Here is a 16,428-nt window from a genome sequence, read left to right as displayed (position 1 = left end):
CCCCTGGCGGGGACTTTCTTTTAACGGACTTTTACTGCCTTAAAGGCGATATTTATGAAGATAATTACTTATAACGTTAACGGAATACGCTCAGCCATTAGTAAAAACTGGCTGGAATGGCTGCAGGCTACCGATGCGGATGTGGTTTGTTTGCAGGAGATAAAGGCTACACCTGATGTATTGACCGATTTGCTTTTGGTTGAAGAGATGGGCTATCAGCATTACTGGTACCCTGCCGAAAAAAAGGGGTACAGCGGTACCGCCATCTTTACCAAAAAAATACCCAACCATGTAGAGTACGGCTGCGGCATTGCCGATTTTGACCGCGAAGGCCGTAACATCAGGGTGGATTTTGATGAGGTATCCGTAATGAGCGTATACTTTCCGTCGGGCTCAAGCGGTGATGAGCGTCAGGATTTTAAGTTTCGCTTTCTGGATGAGTTTGGCGCTTACCTGCAACAGCTAAAACAAACGCACCCCAGGCTGGTAGTTTGCGGCGATTATAATATTTGCCACAGGCCGATAGATATACACAACCCAAAATCAAACGCCAACTCATCGGGCTTTTTACCTGCCGAGCGCGACTGGATGGAGAATTTTATCAACTCGGGTTTCATCGATACTTTTAGGCACCTGAACCAGGAACCGCACAACTATACCTGGTGGAGTTTCCGCGCCAATGCCCGCGCTAAAAACCTGGGCTGGCGTATTGATTACAACATGGCAACTTCAGCGCTTGAGCCCCACATCCGCCGCGCGGCGATATTATCCGAAGCAAAGCATTCTGACCATTGCCCGGTGTTGCTGGATCTGGAGTTTTAATCCGTCAACCCCTCAACCCTACTAAATCCTCCCCGAGGGGGAGGACTTTTTATTAAAGTACTACATAAAAATGTGTCATTTCGAACGAGGAACGAGGAGAAATCTGTCGCTTGCTAATGAACGCAGGCAGATCTCACTATTGCATCGAAATGAAAAAATGAATTAGACAGTGAAAGCCATGTCACCCTGAGCTTGTCGAGGGGCGAGCGAGGGCCTAACCAGGCGGCGAGTGCTTCGACAAGCTCAGCATGACATAGCGGTACATCGCAATGGTAAAAGAACCTGTCAATTCCTTGATTTTACCCTGTTGCTTTCATCATCGGCACCGGTTTGGCGGTTGCGGGCTTTAATTTTGGTGTTGCCAAAGTTATATGTAAGGTTGATGCGGGCAATACGGGTTTCGCGTTTCTGGCGAATGTCAAGGTCAACGGTTTGGTAGTTGGCGGTAATGTTATTGCGGCGCATCCAAAAAACGTCACTCACGGCAAACTTCACATTCAGCTTTTTATTCAGGAATGAGCGGCTCAAGCCCATATCAATATAATACTGTGGCTTGATGTTATAAATGCCATAAGCTACAGATGACTGGTAAAAAGTCATGATCTCTGCCTTAATCTCCTTTGGTAATAAAAAGGTGTTGGTGGTTTTTACAAAGAATGACGCACGGCCTTTATTCAGGTTACCGCCCAGCAAATCATTTGCCTTAAAATTATTGTAAAACCCGGTAAAGGTTAAGTTACCTGTCCACCATTTAAAAAGTGTATACGGGGTATTTAAGTTTAGTGAATATGAATCCTGCGAGTTAAAGTTCAGGTTGGTTTGATAAGTAGCCTTTCTAACCGTATCTGTTAAAATAACTTCGGTAAACACATCGCTGGTGTGGCTGTAGTTAAAGCTCAGGTTAATGGTTTTGTTATAAGTATAGTTTAGCTCAAATGAGTTGGTGTATTGTGGTTTTAAAAATGGGTTGCCTTGTGAGTAAGTGAACTGATCGAGATAATAAACAAACGGATTCAGGTCCTCATAGCTTGGGCGGTCTATCCTGCGGCTATAGTTAAACCCTAATTCATGTTTTTTGCCCAGCTTTTGATTAACAAACAGGGTAGGGAAAAAGTTAAGATAACTGCGTTCAACCACATTGTTAGTAGTTACCAGGTCGCCTTTTGATTTGGTATGTTCAGCACGTAAACCTAATTGTACCGATGTGGTCTTGAATTCCTTACTCAGGTTAAAGTAGCCCGCCTTAATTTTTTCATCATATATAAAATGATTAGTACGGCCGGCATCATCAACCAGCCCATTGCCTGTCGAGTCAATTTTTGCCTGCAGGTCGTTATCAGTTTTTACAAAGCTGAATTTAGCGCCCAGTTCCAGTTTAAGGGTTTTGTTAAGCGGCTTCACATAGTCAACCTTTTGCGTGTTGATGGTAATTTTTGAAGGTGTGATGTTGGCTATCATCAACGGGTCTTTGTATTGCGTGCCATCACCTAAAAAAAAGTTGGTGGTATACAACGCGTTAGAGTTATTGCGGAACTTTGAATAATCCACATCAACACTGATGCTTTGGCCCAAAGTGTCAATATCAAATTTATCATTCAGGTTCAACGCTATGTTGCGGAATGACTGGTCAATGGTTGACGGGGTATTTTGAACGCTGTCTACCTGGTTAAACGATGGGCCAATGTTGGTTACGTTGCCATTATCATCAAACCCGTTTGAGTGGTCGCCGCTTACAATAAAGCCTATTACGTTTCTTTTTGAGGTATTATAATCAGCGCCAAAGCGGTAGTTGTTAAAATGTACCTGGTTAACAAAATCAGTACGCTGATTAAAAAATGTAGTGCCGGTGCTGTTTGTAACCGTGCGTAGCAGGTTCATGGTGTTTTCGCGCTTTATATCACCGCGACTAAACGAGCCAAAAAAGTTCCAGTCGCCTTCCTTTATATTCAGGTTGAGGCTGGTATTGTCCCTAAAATTAAGGCCGTAACCCGCGCCCGCAGTAAGCGAACCGTTAAAACCTGATTGCTTGTTCTTTTTTAGTTTGATGTTGATAATGCCCGAATTACCAGCCGCGTCATATTTCGAGGACGGGTTGGTGATCAGTTCTATTGACTGAATGGTACTGCCATCAGTTGAGCGCAGCAGGTTAGCCAATTGTGTTGATGACAGATAGGTAAGCTTATCGTTAATCATTACGGTTACCCCGGCCTTGCCTTGCAGGCTGATGTTATCATCCTTGTCCACAGTTACCCCTGGCGCACGCTCCAATACCTCAAGGGCGCTGTTACCGGTGGCTACAATGCTATTTTCCACATTCATTACCAGGCGGTCGGCCTTACGTTCAACTAATGGCTTGGCAGCGGTAATGTTTACCGTTTTGAGGCTCTGGCTGGCAGGCTGCATACTTAAAGCAGGCAGGTTAACAGCTTGCGAACCTAATGTGAATTTTGCACTATGCGATTTTTGATAGCCCATGGTAGTGGCGGCAACAATATAATCTCCCGCTGTTATCTTCTCAAAAGCATACTTTCCGTTCGCATCAGCCATGGTTCCTTTAACAATGCTCGAATCCTTAGCGCGTAAAAGGCTAAGTGTGGCAAATTCCATGGGCTTGCCGGCCTCATTTAATATCGAGCCTGATATTTTTGATGAAGTTTGTGCATTTGTAACATTAAATGCCGCTATAAAAAGCGCCATAGTTGCCGCTATCCTAAAAATAAATGCACATATATATATATATAAGGTGTAAAAGTTAGGGCAATACTTATCCTGTAAAAGCATTTTCATGTTTTTTTAAGTGTTTAGTTAAAAAATTTCGGCTTTACGGTTTCAGCTAAACCGCGTTAGATGGTGTTCAGTAAACAAGCATCCGTTTTTTATATAAGATGCTGAAACATGCATGCAGGTTACAGTTTATTCAAACTTTTTTATCACCGGGAATATTATCGAGGCTAAGTTATGCAGGTAAGTATGCGCTTTTTCTATAGGTTGTTGGTTTGATAAAGCATTGATAATAGGTGTATCAAGGCAATTGTTTTTCTCAGGCAGATAGTAAAAATAAAGGGGAATAATAAGCCCGCTGAATATCAGCAGGCTTATATATTTTATCAGGGCTTTCATTTTTTGGTAGTGGTGATAACAGTGTCTTTAGCTATTGCAACAGTATCAGAAGCAGGTAGGTTTGGCGGAGCCGGAGGCGTATTTACTTTGCATTGCAAGCCATCGGCCGTCATGATAAAGGTGGTTGAACTGCCGCTATCCTGCCCGTTCATTGATCTGCATCCCCATATGTCAAAGTTATTGGCAAGGCGGTTCACCTCATCCTCAACAACTATTACAGTATTTAATGGCACCTTAATGGTAATATTCAAACTCTGGGCACGCCACAAAGCTCCCGATTGCCTATCGAGCTTTGGCGAAAAGTTTAAAACAGAATCCTGTTGAAAGAATTGGTAGCTGGTTGCCCTCGCGTTTATCAGCGCTTCTTCAAATGTTTTGCCCCGGGCGCTAAATTCTTCAATAAGTTTTGGTGCCGCCACGTCGCCCCTTTCAATACTCAGGTAAACGGTACTGCCGGGGCCATCTATCTCGTGGCTATATGGTTTATCAACAATGGTCAGGCCTTTAAAGCGTTCCTTAATATTCAGCCTGGTGCTGTCTTCGCCGGTAAGGTATTTTATATCATTAAGCCTTAAATAGTAGATGCCGTTGCTTGATGGTTTCAGGGTTACCGTTTTACGGAAGCTGGCCGGATATCTGAAATCGGCAGTAGCCTGGGCTGAATAATAAATTACTACAAATACCGATGTTAGCCATATAGCCAAAAGTGTAAAACCTGTAGCGCGGTTAAAGCTGAAGTTTTTGAACAACAGGGTTACTGCTAATAAGATGATCGTAAGCAAAGGAATGCCTACCAGTAAAAATCCGCATATCAAAAAAATAACATTAGCCTGGTAATTAACAATATTGAAGGGAAACCAGTTATATATGCCCATATTGCCATAGGCCAAAAATGCTATGATAACTACTGCCAGGCCTATTATTGTTAAAAATGAGCAGATAACAATTGTAACACCGAGGGCTTTTATAATAAATTTGCCTGACGTACGCAAAAAAGAGCCAAAATGCGTAAATAAATCACCCACAAAATCTCGTGCGCGGTAAATAAACGGACGGGCCTCATCGCTAAAATTGCTCATGCTGCCTTTAAGGCCTGTCATCTCTTCCTCAAAGTTGCGTTTAAAACCTTGAAGGTTCAGCTTTTCGCCTTTCATGGCCATTCTATCCGCGCGGGTGGCGGCTTTGGGTACCACCAGCCATAGTATTATGTATAATATAAAGCCGGTGCCAAAAAACAACACCGCAATTATGAACGCCAGCCTGATCCATACCGAGCGTAGATCGAAATAGCTTGCTATACCTGAACAAACGCCGCCAATAACACGCTCATCCGCATCGCGAAAGAGCTTACGGCTGGTGGTTTTGGTTTCTGCAAAAAATGGTTGTTCGGCTGTGCTGTCCTCCTCTGCGCTGGCAAAATCTTCAACGCGGCCCATTTGCTCGATCACAAATTGCACATCAGCTTCAACAAGTGCCTGCTTGCTGTCGCGGGTAAGTATCTCGCTAAACATTTCGGCAATGCGGTTCTCAATATCGGTGGTGATCTCCAGGCTATCAGCCGAGTTCATGAAATGACGCTTAACATCAGTCATGTAATTTTTTAACACTTCATAGGCATCCTCTTCAATATGAAATACGGTGCCGTTAATATTTATTATAATGGTTTTGTTCATGATGATTCTTTTTTTGGGGTGATGGTTTAGGGGTTACTTTCTGTCGCCAATTGCAGTGCGTACGGCAAATTCAAGTTCCTGCCAGGTTTTATCGAGCTGTTCGAGCACTTTTCTACCCTCGTCAGACAGTACGTAGTATTTGCGCGGCGGGCCTGATGTGGATTCTACCCAGTTGTAAGTGAGCAGCCCATTATTTTTTAACCGGGTAAGCAATGGGTACAGAGTGCCCTCAACAACAAGCAGTTGCGCCTTTTTTAATTCGGCAATGATGTTAGAGGCATATGTTTCACCCTTTGCAATTATGGAAAGTATGCAGTACTCCAGTATGCCTTTCCTCATTTGGGTTTGAGTATTTTCAACAATCATAATGCAAAGATATATGTTTAAGAATGTATTATGCAATACATAGTACTGTATTTTTCATATTTTTTATTTTAAAGCCTTTTACTGAAAGTTTTTTAACTTTTTTTAACATAAAATTTGACTTTTTAATAATGTAACATTACTTTTATGTTCAATTAACTATTAACTGATCTTATTTATTAACGAAATGAAAAAACTTCTACTCGTAAGTTTGTGCTTTCTGATGTTGTGCGTAACTCAGACCTTTGCGCAAAACCGGACAGTTACTGGTACAGTTACTTCAAAAGATGACGGCTTGCCGTTACCTGGAGTAAGTGTTACTGTAGCAGGAACTACAATTGGTACGCAAACAAATGCAGCAGGTAAATTCACAATTTCTGCACCTGCAAATGCAAAAACCCTCCGTTTTTCTTTTATTGGCTTTGAAAGCCAGGATGTATCTATCGGTTCAGGTAACAACCTGTCGGTATCGCTTTCATCAGGCTCAAACCAGCTTAATGAGGTGGTTGTGGCAGCGGCCGGTCTGCAAGTACAAAAAAGTACGCAAGGTTATGCTACTACCCAGTTAAAGAGCCAGGCTATCACCCAGGGTAAAACCCCAAGTGTTGCTGCAGCCCTTTCAGGTAAAGTTGCCGGTTTGCAAGTTAACGTTGTAAGCAGCGGTGTTAACCCTAACGTACGTATCGTACTTCGTGGTAACCGTTCATTACTTGGTAACAACCAGGCCCTGATCGTGTTGGATAACATTATTGTTCCGAACGCGGTATTAAACAGCCTTAACCCTGAGGATATCGAAGATATCCAAGTGTTGAATGGTGCTTCTGGTGCTGCCCTTTATGGTTCAGATGCGTCAAACGGTGCGATCCTGATCACTACCAAAAAAGGTAAAAAGGGTTCAACATCAATACGCTTTTCAAACACAACCAGTTTAGAACAGGTTAGCTACTTCCCTAAAGTTCAAAATCTGTTTGGTTCAGGTTCTGCTTCGGGTATACAGCAGTATACTCCGTACGAAAACCAACAGTACGGGCCTGCATTCGACGGTTCATTGAAACCAGTAGGCCGTGTACTTGAAGATGGTTCTCAACAAATACTTCCATATGCTGCTACTAATTCAAAAAATGATTTTTGGCAAACAGGTGTGGCAAATCAGTCAGACTTCACCTTACAAACCGGTGATGACAAATCAACAACTTATTTTTCCGGACAGTATTTTACTCAAAAAGGTACAACGCCTGGTGATAGGTACAATCGTGTATCTTTACGTTTAAACGGTACCCGTGACATAGGTAACACTGTATCGTTAGATTATTCTGCAAACTATGTTCAAAATCGTTTAGATGTAACCAGCGCTACCGGTACTATTTATGACAACTTGTTAAATCAACCGGACAACATCCGTATTACTGATTACAAAGATTGGCGCAATAATAAATTCGCCAACCCTAACGGTTTTTACAACGACTATTATGACAACCCTTACTACAGGGCAGCTAACAGCCGTAACAATACCCGTCAGGATTATTTGATAGGTAAAGCCGAATTAAAATGGCGCCCTATTGATGTGTTAACATTTGTAGGCCGTGTAGGTATCTCAACATACAACACATCATACAAAAGCACTGTTAATAAATTCGTATTTACCCCTTACACCATTGCAAGCGGCAAGTTCAATGGAGCTAATAATATTGCCGGCAGTGTTGAAGACGGTAGTTCATACACCACTCAATTGCTTTCTGAGTTTCAAGGTACTTTTGCTAAAACCTATGGTGATTTCAAAGTATCATTCACCGCTGGTACTCAGTTACGCGGTAACAATGATAACCAGCAAACCATCAATGCAAGTGGTTTAATTCAGGAAGATCTGTTTAACGTTGGTGCACGTTACACTGCTAACACAGGCGGCGGCCAAAGTTCAGCTACAAGAAGACAAATGGGCGTTTACGGTGATTTACGTGTAACTTATAAAGATTATTTAACTTTAGAAGGTACGGGCCGTAACGATTGGACTTCAGTTTTGGCACGAGATAACCGCTCTTTCTTCTATCCATCATTAAGCGCTTCGTTCGTTCCAACAATGGCTTTCGAATCTCTTAAAGATAATGATATGGTTAACAGCTTAAAAATCCGTGCGTCATTATCAAAAGTAGGTCAGGCTAATATTGATGCTTACGCTAATGTGCCAACTTACAGCCAGGCTGCAGGCTATCCATTCAGCACTGGTCCTGGTTATATCTTAAGCAATCGTTTAGTATCTGCTTCATTACGCCCTGAGATTACAAAAGGTTGGGAAGCTGGTTTTGACGGTTTGTTCTTCAACGAACGTTTAAGCGCAAGCCTTACTTACTACAAAACAAATACTACTAACCAAACAGTTCCTACTGGTGTATCAAACGCTACAGGTTTTACCTCTTACCTTACCAACACAGGTAATGTGTTAAACAAAGGTTTAGAAAGTACTTTAAGCATAATAGCATACAAAAACACTGATTGGCAATTAACTTTAGGCGGTAACTACACTTATCAAATCAACAAAGTTGTTGAAATCAGCCCGGACTTAAATCAAGTTGCTTTGAGTACTGGTGCAGCAGCTCAAGTTTATGCTGTAACCGGTTTGCCTTATCCGGTACTTCAAGGTACCGACTATGTTCGCGATGATCAAGGCCGTGTAGTTATCAACAGAGCTACCGGTTACCCAATTGCTAACTCAGCGCAAACTATATTAGGTAACACCAGCCCTAAACATCGTGTTGGCGTAAATATGGAAGTTAAATACAAAAGCTTCAGATTATTTGCATTAGCTGAATACCGTGCTGGTTTCGTAGTATATAACAGCGGTGCCGGTACTTATGATTTTTCAGGTTCAGGTATCAGAACAGCATACTACAATCGTGAGCGTTTCGTGTTCCCTAACTCATCTTACTTTGATGAAGCCACAAATTCTTATGTTGCTAACACAAATATCACAGTATCTGATGGTGGTGCAGGTTTCTTCCCTGATGGCAACTACAACACCAACGTTGCAACAAACTACATTTATAGCGGTGCATCATGGAAGCTGCGTGAGGTGTCATTATCATATGACCTTCCAAAATCTATTTTAGGAAATCAAAAATATGTTAAGGGCGTAACTATCAGTGCACAGGGCAGAAACCTGTTGCTGTGGGTTCCAAAATCAAACCTTTACACTGACCCGGAGTTTAACTTCTCAGATGGTAACGCTATTGGTATCCAATCATTAAGCCAAACCCCTCCAACCCGTTACTTCGGTGCAACCCTATCAGTAACATTATAATTTAAAAGAGAAAAAGACAATGAAAAGGATAAAATTTTTAAATATGATACTTTTAGGGGGGGCCTTATTAGCAACCACCTCTTGTAACAAGTATCTGGATGTAAACGATAATCCGAATAACCCAGTTGATGTTAGTCCGGATTTGATCCTGCCTGCTGCGCTTGCGCAGACTGCAGCAAACAATGTAGCATTTAATAGCTACGGGGCTTGGGCCGGTGGCTATCAGGCTAACGCCGGTGGTTACGGTGGGTTTGGTTCAGACTTAACATACAACTATTCAACTGCCAATTACAATAATTTATGGTCATCTACTTATAGCAATCTTAATAGCTATCAAACCATAATAAACAAAACGGAAGCTACTGGTCCTTATAAAAACTATAATGCTATAGCAAGAATCATGAAAGCTTTTTGCTACCTGCGTTTGATTGATGTTTATAACGATGTACCTTACACTGATGCCTTGAAGGGGGTTGAAAACCTTACTCCAAAATATGATAAGGCTGAAGATATATATGTTGCTTTATTTGGAGAATTGAATGCTGCTATAGCGTCATTAGCAATAGCTAATGATCCTCAAACAACTATTTCTACTGCAACAAGTCCAAACAGCCAACGTATTGATATTATTACGTCTGGCCAAAGCGGTGGCGGAGCATGGGAAAATAATGGTTTCCCTACTGCTAAGTGGACTGCTTTTGCAAACACTTTAAAGCTAAAAATGCTAGTGCGTATTCGCGAAGTTGGAAGCCTTTCAACAACTTTCAATACTGAGAAAGCAAAGCTTGCAAGCGCTGCTTTTGTTACTTACGATGTTAAAGCGCAACCAGAATACGCAGCAGGCCAGGATGGTAAACAAAACCCATCATTCAATGCTTATGCTTATACTTACACTGGCGGATCGGCACAGTTAACCACCGTACCTACTTACTACGCGGTTGGTTTTTATGATGGTCATAAATTAGCTGACGACGTTAGGGGTGTAGGTCTGTATGATCCTGTAGTGACTTATCGTAACTATACCGCCGCTAATCAATTAGGTTATGTAGGTGATGACGCAGAGAAATCAGCAACTGGCGGCCAGTTTTTTACAGGCAATAGCAATGGTGCGGCGTCGGAGGGTTACGGTACTATTAAGGGAGCAAAAATGGCTCAGCCGTTAATGTTAGCTGCAGAGAGCTATTTCGTTCAGGCTGAAGCTAAGTTGTTCGGTATTATTCCTTCAGCATTAACTGAAGATGAGTTGTTCGCCCGTGGCATTCGCGCTTCACAGCGTTATTTGTTAACGAATCAAAACGAAGCACTACAGCCTGATTACGAACTTGAGCCAGATGCTGCTGAAGGCAATGGCGCGGGGCAGGAGTCTTATGATTACTATGTTGAGCAAAATGCAGGTGCTTCTAAACCTTATTTGGTTGATTTGGGCTTGGCTGGTACTACTGCACAAAAACTTGAAGCCATTATAACGCAAAAATGGATCGCTGTTAATTATATCCACAGTAATGAAGGCTGGTCTGATTACAGAAGGACAGGTTACCCTACTACAAATCCGGGCGGCAACGAGTTTACTAACTTCGCTTCGCTTCAATCAGTATCTACACGTCAGGATAAATTGCCTGTTCGCGTATTGTACCCGGCATCGGAATATGCACTTAACGCTCAGAATGTGCCTTCAGGTATTAATCCGTTTACGTCTCGTGTGTTTTACGATTTAAATTAATATCTATTTAAATTAAAAGAAATGAAAAAGTATTTAAGCATAATATTATTCACAGCTGCCGTTACAAGCTTAACATCTTGTTTGAAGGATGACAGGGCTAATTTAACCCCTACAAATTCTCCTGCAGTTGTTGAATTTTCATCATCAACCCTTGAGTTGCCAAGCTCATCAGTGGGTGCAAAATATGCCCTGTATGAAAGAGCATATGAGTTAGATCCAAATATTGAAATGCCTTATGTAATTAATTACACAGGTGGGTCAGCAGCTCCAAAGGATATTAAAATTAAACTTGGAATCAAGCCTGAGGCCATCGATGAATACGTTGCAGAACAAGCTGAAGACGGCATCGATTTGGATTACACATTGTTGCCAAGCGCATTTTATTCGATACCTGCCGAGGTTACAATTCCTAAAGGGCAGCGTATGGTTAAAATCAATGTAAAGTTGAACACTACTTTGATAGAAGATTTTGATGCGCAATATATACTTCCAATCAGCATTACTGATGCAGATGGTACTACTATTAGTGGTAATTATGGTACTATTTTAACTAAGGTAAGCGTAAAAAACAAGTATGATGGAAATTATACTGTTACTGCTACTGCGCCTATGGTTGACGCTACCAACCCTGGTTTAACCGGATACTACCCGTTAGATTCAGATTTGATTACTACTTCACCAAATTCAGTAGTAATGTTCTGTAACACATATCTTGGGGGGTTGCAAGGTCACCCTATTAAAAGTGGCACAGCAAACTCATACTACGGTAACTTTGCCCCAATCTTTACAATGGATGATAATGGTAACGTAGTAAGTGTTACAAACTTCTACGGTCAGGGTAACAATTCAAATAGTCGTTCTGCAAGGCTTGACCCATCAGGTGTTAATAAGTTTACTGTATCAGCAGATGGTACTACTAAAACACTTGAAGTAAGTTATATAATGGTTCAAGGCGGTGGCGACAGAACATTCTTCCATGAAAAATGGACTTTTGAAGGAAGTCGTTAATTCTGCTATTACCCAAAACGAAAAAGCCGCTTATTAAGCGGCTTTTTCGTTTTGGGTATAAAATCAGCGTTTATCAATACTATATTTACCCGGCCCTATAAATATAAGCCCGGCAAATACAAACGCCAGCTCAACGGCGTGTGAGGCATCCATTAAACCATCGCCCTTACCAAGGTGCATGGCTGAGGCTACGATCATGTTCAGCGTTAAAAAAATGGCTGCAGGCCTGAACCATAGGCCTAAAAGGATAAGCACACCGCCCAAGCCTTCGGCCAAAGCGGCCATTAAGCCCCAAAAAGTGGGTAAAAAGGTTATGCCTACATACTTTGTTGACGCGCCTAACTGTGCCCAGCCATCCGGCCCGCCTATTATTTTAGGATAACCATGAAATATCATCATGGCACCAAGGCCAACGTGTAATATCAGTAAACCGGCATCTTTGTACCGGCCCAGGTTGCTCAAAACCGCCATAAGCTATTTATTTAAAAGTAAACGGAATGTTATAGCAGCTAAACAGTTAAGGTTATATATAGTTTGCGGTTACGCGCTGCTCACTTACCTGCAAATGCAGTGTGCCGCCTAATATTAAGCTTTGATTGTTTGATATGTGCCCCGCCGGGAAATCGAAACATACCGGGTAACCGTAATTTTTCACCACATCTATCACAATCTCTTCAACCGTTTGGCCAAAGGGAATCTCATTATCTTTAATTTCAGTAAAGCCGCCCACTATAAGGCCTGCCAAATTATTGAGCTTACCTGCGCGGTCAAGCGTACGGATCAACCGGTCGATAGCGTATAGATACTCGCCTACATCCTCTATGAAAAGTATCTTGCCGCTGTAATCAATATCAGATACAGAACCAAGCGTAGATACCAGCAGCGTAAGATTGCCGCCAACTAAAGTGCCCGTAGCCTCGCCGTTGATATTGTATTTTCCGGCTGAGGTGAATTCATAGCTTAGTTTTTCGCCAAATAAGGCCCTGTGCAGCGTTTGTATTGATTGTGCAGACGCATCGGGTATGTTTACCGGCATTTGCCCGTGTATGCTTTGTAATTGGTATTTGCTGTACAGGTGGCTATGCAGCAAAGTAATATCGCTAAACCCTAAAACCCATTTTGGGTGAGTTGCCAGTCGGTCAAAATTTACATGGTCAATAATCCGGATAGTGCCATAGCCACCGCGGGCAGCTATGATGGCCTTAATGCTGTCATCATCAACAAAGCGCTGCATATCCTTTGCCCGCAAGGCATCATCACCGGAGAATTGGTGGTAAGATGCCTCAACTGTTTCGCCCAAAATTACCTCAAGCCCCCATGATTGCAGCAGGTTAATGGCATCCGTCATGGGTTTGGGCAGCTTTTTAGCCGGGCAGGTGATTGCTATCTTATCACCTTTTTTAAGATATGGGGGAGTTATGCTCATATTGAATTATCTTTGCCAAATTATAAATAACGCGGTACATAATGTCACAACTTGATAAATTTAAACGATATACCATAACCTCAGCATTACCTTATGCCAACGGGCCATTACACATTGGCCATTTGGCGGGGGCTTATTTACCGGCTGATATTTTTGTGCGTTACCTGCGCCTCAAAAAACGCGACGTGGTGTACATCTGCGGATCTGACGAGCATGGTGCAGCTATCACCATAAAAGCAAAAAAAGAAGGTACCACGCCGCAGGCCATAATCGACAAATATCATTACCAGATAAAGGATAGTTTTGAGAAGTTCGGTATCTCATTCGATATATACCACCGCACCTCATCACCTATACATCATGATCTTTCAAAAGAATTTTTTTTAAACCTTTATGAGAAAGGCGAGTTTGAGGAAAAATTCTCTGAGCAGTATTTTGATGAGGAATACCAGCAGTTTTTGGCCGACCGTTACATTGTAGGTACCTGCCCTAACTGCCATAACGAAAATGCTTACGGCGATCAGTGCGAAAAATGCGGTACATCACTTAACCCGACTGATCTGATCAACCCGGTATCAACTTTAAGTGGAAAAACACCGGTATTAAAGCCTACCAAGCATTGGTATTTACCGCTGGATAAATATCAGCCATGGCTGGAGAAATGGATAGACGAGAAGGAGGGTGAGTGGAAGGTAAACGTATTCGGCCAATGTAAATCATGGCTTAAATCAGGCCTGCAACCACGCTCCATGACGCGCGATCTGGACTGGGGTATTGATGTTCCGCTTGAGGAAGCTAAAGGCAAAAAGCTATACGTTTGGCTGGATGCACCAATAGGTTATGTATCAGCAACCAAACAATGGGCCATTGATAATAATAAGGATTGGCAACTGTACTGGAAAAAGCAGCAGAACACGGAGGATGATACCTGCCTGATCCACTTTATCGGTAAGGATAATATTGTTTTTCATTGCATCATCTTTCCATCGGTGTTGCACGCGCATGGCGAATACGTGCTGCCATATAATGTACCGGCCAATGAGTTTTTGAATTTGGAAGGTGATAAACTTTCAACCTCGCGCAACCATGCGGTTTGGCTGCATGAATATCTGGAAGAATTCCCGAACAAGCAGGATGAATTGCGTTATGTGCTTACCTCAATACTACCTGAAACCAGCGACAGTGAGTTTACATGGAAAGATTACCAGGCACGGGTTAATAATGAGCTGGTGGCCATATTAGGTAACTACATTAACCGGGTAATGATATTGATGCACAAGTTTTACGATGGTAAGATAGAAACATCGGGCCCGTACCTGCAATTAACTGATACTGCGTTGAATGAGGAGATAGGCAAGGGTTATGATGAACTGGAAAAGGCGCTCAACGAGTTCAAGTTTCGCCAGGGGTTGCAGTCGGTTATTGACATGGCCCGCCTGGGTAACCGTTACCTGACTGAAAAAGAGCCATGGAAAACGATTAAAACCGAACCCGAAGCCGCTAAGGAAGCGCTGCATAACAGTTTGGTGCTTATTGGCCACCTGGCTACCTGCCTGCAGGTATTTTTACCGGCAACCGCTAAAAAAATACTGCACATGCTGAACTGGCCAGTTGATACTATCGGTTTTGAGGAGGAACTATCATTTATTAATGGCCATCAACTGAACAAGCCTGAGCTGCTGTTTGAGAAAATAGAGGATGAGGTAATTGAAAAACAACTGCAAAAGCTACAAGCACAAAAGGCGTCAGCCTCTCAGGCCTTAGAGGCTGTTGTTGCCCCGGCGAAGGAGAACATCAGCTTTGAGCAATTCGCCGGTTTGGATATTCGTACCGGTACCATTTTAGCTGCTGAAAAAGTAGCTAAAACCAAGAAATTGCTGAAACTGACCATTGATACAGGTATCGACCATCGTACGGTAGTATCAGGCATTGCGGAGTGCTACGAGCCGGAAGCTATTGTAGGTGCTAAGGTAAGTATACTGGTAAACCTTGAGCCGCGCGATATTAAGGGCATTACCTCGCAAGGCATGATACTGATGGCCGAAAATGCCGAAGGCAAGCTAAGCTTTGTTGCCCCTGCGGATGAAATGCCGAACGGAGCAGTGATACGATAAAAAAATGGTGTGATAATTTAATATGTATTTTAAACTGTGGCTATAATTTTGAGTCAGAGTTTAAATGCTGCTAAACACCATATCATGATGAAAAAAATATTATTTGCCGCGGCAGTTTGCTGCGGCTTTTTAGCTTCGTGCAAATCGTACCAGTTAAATGTTGTTAACGGTGATGCCGGACAAAAGGATGAAAAAACCGGAGAATGGGTATTTGAAAACGATTCTGTTAAAGTATCCTATTCGTTTAATGGGCAAAACGGCCCTGTCAACGTGGGCGTTTACAACAAGCTGGAGAAACCAATATATATCGACTGGCAGAAATCGGCCCTGATCATTGATGATAAGGCCATCAGCTATGTGCCCAACAATATTGCTTTAAATGGAAGCATCAGTACTGTAACCGATTATTTTTATTACGGCAAAAGCAGTTGGTTGCCTAATGCTTCAGGTTATACCAATGGTAACATTAATGCGAATATAACCTTGCCCAAAAACAGCACATACCTGCCTCCGCACACACGGTCAAGCATCAACACATTGTATTTAAATGATAAAAAGCTGTTTGTTACCGATACGGCCTATCATCTAATACCCATGACCAAAACCTACGGCGATGCCGTGAGTTCAGAACCGGTAAAGTCGGCCACTTTTAGTAAAGATAATTCGCCGTTAAAATTCAAGAGTTACCTTACCATGTATGTAGTTAACGGTAATGAGGTAAGCCCGGCAACGTACCAGCATAGCTTTTACGTATCACGGTCAATAATGAGTTCAGTAAGCCCGGCACAATATGATGAATTTGCACGCCGGCGCGGCGACTACTTTATCAGCCGTTAGCGTGGATTAATGGGTAATAAATAATTTGTCAGGTGAGATTGCCAGCGTCA

General features: G+C 42.4%; 12 protein-coding genes. 6 read left to right on the top strand and 6 right to left on the bottom strand.

The genetic code is table 11. The features are described from left to right. The first annotated feature begins 54 nt into the window (after positions 1–54). Positions 55–822 carry an exodeoxyribonuclease III gene (locus LJ707_RS18295; RefSeq protein WP_228953773.1) on the top strand — a complete coding sequence of 256 codons (768 nt, stop codon included), beginning with the start codon at positions 55–57 and terminating at the stop codon, positions 820–822. 285 nt (positions 823–1,107) lie between these two features. Here LJ707_RS18295 and LJ707_RS18290 read toward each other — a convergent pair whose 3' ends face one another. The 4 genes from LJ707_RS18290 to LJ707_RS18275 form a co-directional block, all read right to left on the bottom strand. Further along, the gene (locus tag LJ707_RS18290; protein WP_228953771.1) at positions 1,108–3,609 is read right to left on the bottom strand and encodes an outer membrane beta-barrel family protein; all 2,502 of its coding nucleotides are present in this window, start codon (positions 3,607–3,609) and stop codon (positions 1,108–1,110) included. Between the two features lie 126 nt (positions 3,610–3,735). Further along, the gene (locus LJ707_RS18285; RefSeq protein ID WP_228953768.1) at positions 3,736–3,942 is read right to left on the bottom strand and encodes a hypothetical protein; all 207 of its coding nucleotides are present in this window, start codon (positions 3,940–3,942) and stop codon (positions 3,736–3,738) included. Continuing rightward, on the bottom strand, positions 3,939–5,615 hold the full coding sequence (locus tag LJ707_RS18280) for a PspC domain-containing protein (protein WP_228953766.1): 1,677 nt from the start codon (positions 5,613–5,615) through the stop codon (positions 3,939–3,941). Before LJ707_RS18280 ends, LJ707_RS18285 begins: the two co-directional genes overlap by 4 nt. Before the next feature lie 33 nt (positions 5,616–5,648). Next, positions 5,649–5,981, bottom strand: a complete 333-nt coding sequence (locus LJ707_RS18275) for a PadR family transcriptional regulator (RefSeq protein WP_228953764.1) — start codon at positions 5,979–5,981, stop codon at positions 5,649–5,651. Between the two features lie 184 nt (positions 5,982–6,165). On the opposite strand from LJ707_RS18275, the gene LJ707_RS18270 reads away from it, so the two are divergent. Genes LJ707_RS18270 through LJ707_RS18260 form a run of 3 tightly spaced genes read left to right on the top strand, consistent with a single transcriptional unit; the run spans position 6,166 to position 12,001 of the window. Further along, positions 6,166–9,273, top strand: a complete 3,108-nt coding sequence (locus LJ707_RS18270; protein ID WP_228953762.1) for a SusC/RagA family TonB-linked outer membrane protein — start codon at positions 6,166–6,168, stop codon at positions 9,271–9,273. Between the two features lie 19 nt (positions 9,274–9,292). Beyond that, on the top strand, positions 9,293–10,993 hold the full coding sequence (locus LJ707_RS18265) for a SusD/RagB family nutrient-binding outer membrane lipoprotein (RefSeq protein WP_228953760.1): 1,701 nt from the start codon (positions 9,293–9,295) through the stop codon (positions 10,991–10,993). A 21-nt stretch (positions 10,994–11,014) separates the two neighbouring features. Further along, positions 11,015–12,001, top strand: coding sequence for a DUF1735 domain-containing protein (locus LJ707_RS18260; RefSeq protein WP_228953757.1), 987 nt, complete (start codon positions 11,015–11,017; stop codon positions 11,999–12,001). Positions 12,002–12,064: 63 nt separating this feature from the next. On the opposite strand, the gene LJ707_RS18255 is transcribed toward LJ707_RS18260, so the two are convergent. Both LJ707_RS18255 and LJ707_RS18250 read right to left on the bottom strand, forming a co-directional pair. Continuing rightward, entirely contained in the window at positions 12,065–12,472 is a 408-nt protein-coding gene (locus LJ707_RS18255) for a DoxX family protein (protein WP_228953755.1), read from the bottom strand. 52 nt (positions 12,473–12,524) lie between these two features. Then, on the bottom strand, positions 12,525–13,427 hold the full coding sequence (locus tag LJ707_RS18250) for an LD-carboxypeptidase (RefSeq protein ID WP_228953753.1): 903 nt from the start codon (positions 13,425–13,427) through the stop codon (positions 12,525–12,527). A gap of 41 nt (positions 13,428–13,468) precedes the next feature. Between LJ707_RS18250 and metG the strand changes: the two genes are divergently transcribed. Next, entirely contained in the window at positions 13,469–15,541 is a 2,073-nt protein-coding gene (gene metG / locus LJ707_RS18245; protein WP_228953746.1) for a methionine--tRNA ligase, read from the top strand. Positions 15,542–15,628: 87 nt separating this feature from the next. Further along, a complete protein-coding gene (locus tag LJ707_RS18240) occupies positions 15,629–16,378 on the top strand; it encodes a hypothetical protein (protein ID WP_228953744.1) in 750 nt (249 codons plus the stop codon). Positions 16,379–16,428: the final 50 nt, after the last annotated feature.

Origin of the sequence: Mucilaginibacter sp. UR6-1 (assembly GCF_020880975.1) — a bacterium.
Taxonomy (GTDB): domain Bacteria; phylum Bacteroidota; class Bacteroidia; order Sphingobacteriales; family Sphingobacteriaceae; genus Mucilaginibacter.
Note: the sequence above shows the minus strand (reverse complement) of the source record. Positions and strands in the feature narration are given on the sequence as shown.

What these genes read in the sequence shown, in the direction of transcription:
- LJ707_RS18295 (WP_228953773.1), top strand. Translation starts at nt 55, where the DNA reads ATGAAGATAATTACTTATAACGTTAACGGAATACGCTCAGCCATTAGT.
- LJ707_RS18290 (WP_228953771.1), bottom strand. Translation starts at nt 3,609, where the DNA reads ATGAAAATGCTTTTACAGGATAAGTATTGCCCTAACTTTTACACCTTA.
- LJ707_RS18285 (WP_228953768.1), bottom strand. Translation starts at nt 3,942, where the DNA reads ATGAAAGCCCTGATAAAATATATAAGCCTGCTGATATTCAGCGGGCTT.
- LJ707_RS18280 (WP_228953766.1), bottom strand. Translation starts at nt 5,615, where the DNA reads ATGAACAAAACCATTATAATAAATATTAACGGCACCGTATTTCATATT.
- LJ707_RS18275 (WP_228953764.1), bottom strand. Translation starts at nt 5,981, where the DNA reads ATGATTGTTGAAAATACTCAAACCCAAATGAGGAAAGGCATACTGGAG.
- LJ707_RS18270 (WP_228953762.1), top strand. Translation starts at nt 6,166, where the DNA reads ATGAAAAAACTTCTACTCGTAAGTTTGTGCTTTCTGATGTTGTGCGTA.
- LJ707_RS18265 (WP_228953760.1), top strand. Translation starts at nt 9,293, where the DNA reads ATGAAAAGGATAAAATTTTTAAATATGATACTTTTAGGGGGGGCCTTA.
- LJ707_RS18260 (WP_228953757.1), top strand. Translation starts at nt 11,015, where the DNA reads ATGAAAAAGTATTTAAGCATAATATTATTCACAGCTGCCGTTACAAGC.
- LJ707_RS18255 (WP_228953755.1), bottom strand. Translation starts at nt 12,472, where the DNA reads ATGGCGGTTTTGAGCAACCTGGGCCGGTACAAAGATGCCGGTTTACTG.
- LJ707_RS18250 (WP_228953753.1), bottom strand. Translation starts at nt 13,427, where the DNA reads ATGAGCATAACTCCCCCATATCTTAAAAAAGGTGATAAGATAGCAATC.
- metG (WP_228953746.1), top strand. Translation starts at nt 13,469, where the DNA reads ATGTCACAACTTGATAAATTTAAACGATATACCATAACCTCAGCATTA.
- LJ707_RS18240 (WP_228953744.1), top strand. Translation starts at nt 15,629, where the DNA reads ATGAAAAAAATATTATTTGCCGCGGCAGTTTGCTGCGGCTTTTTAGCT.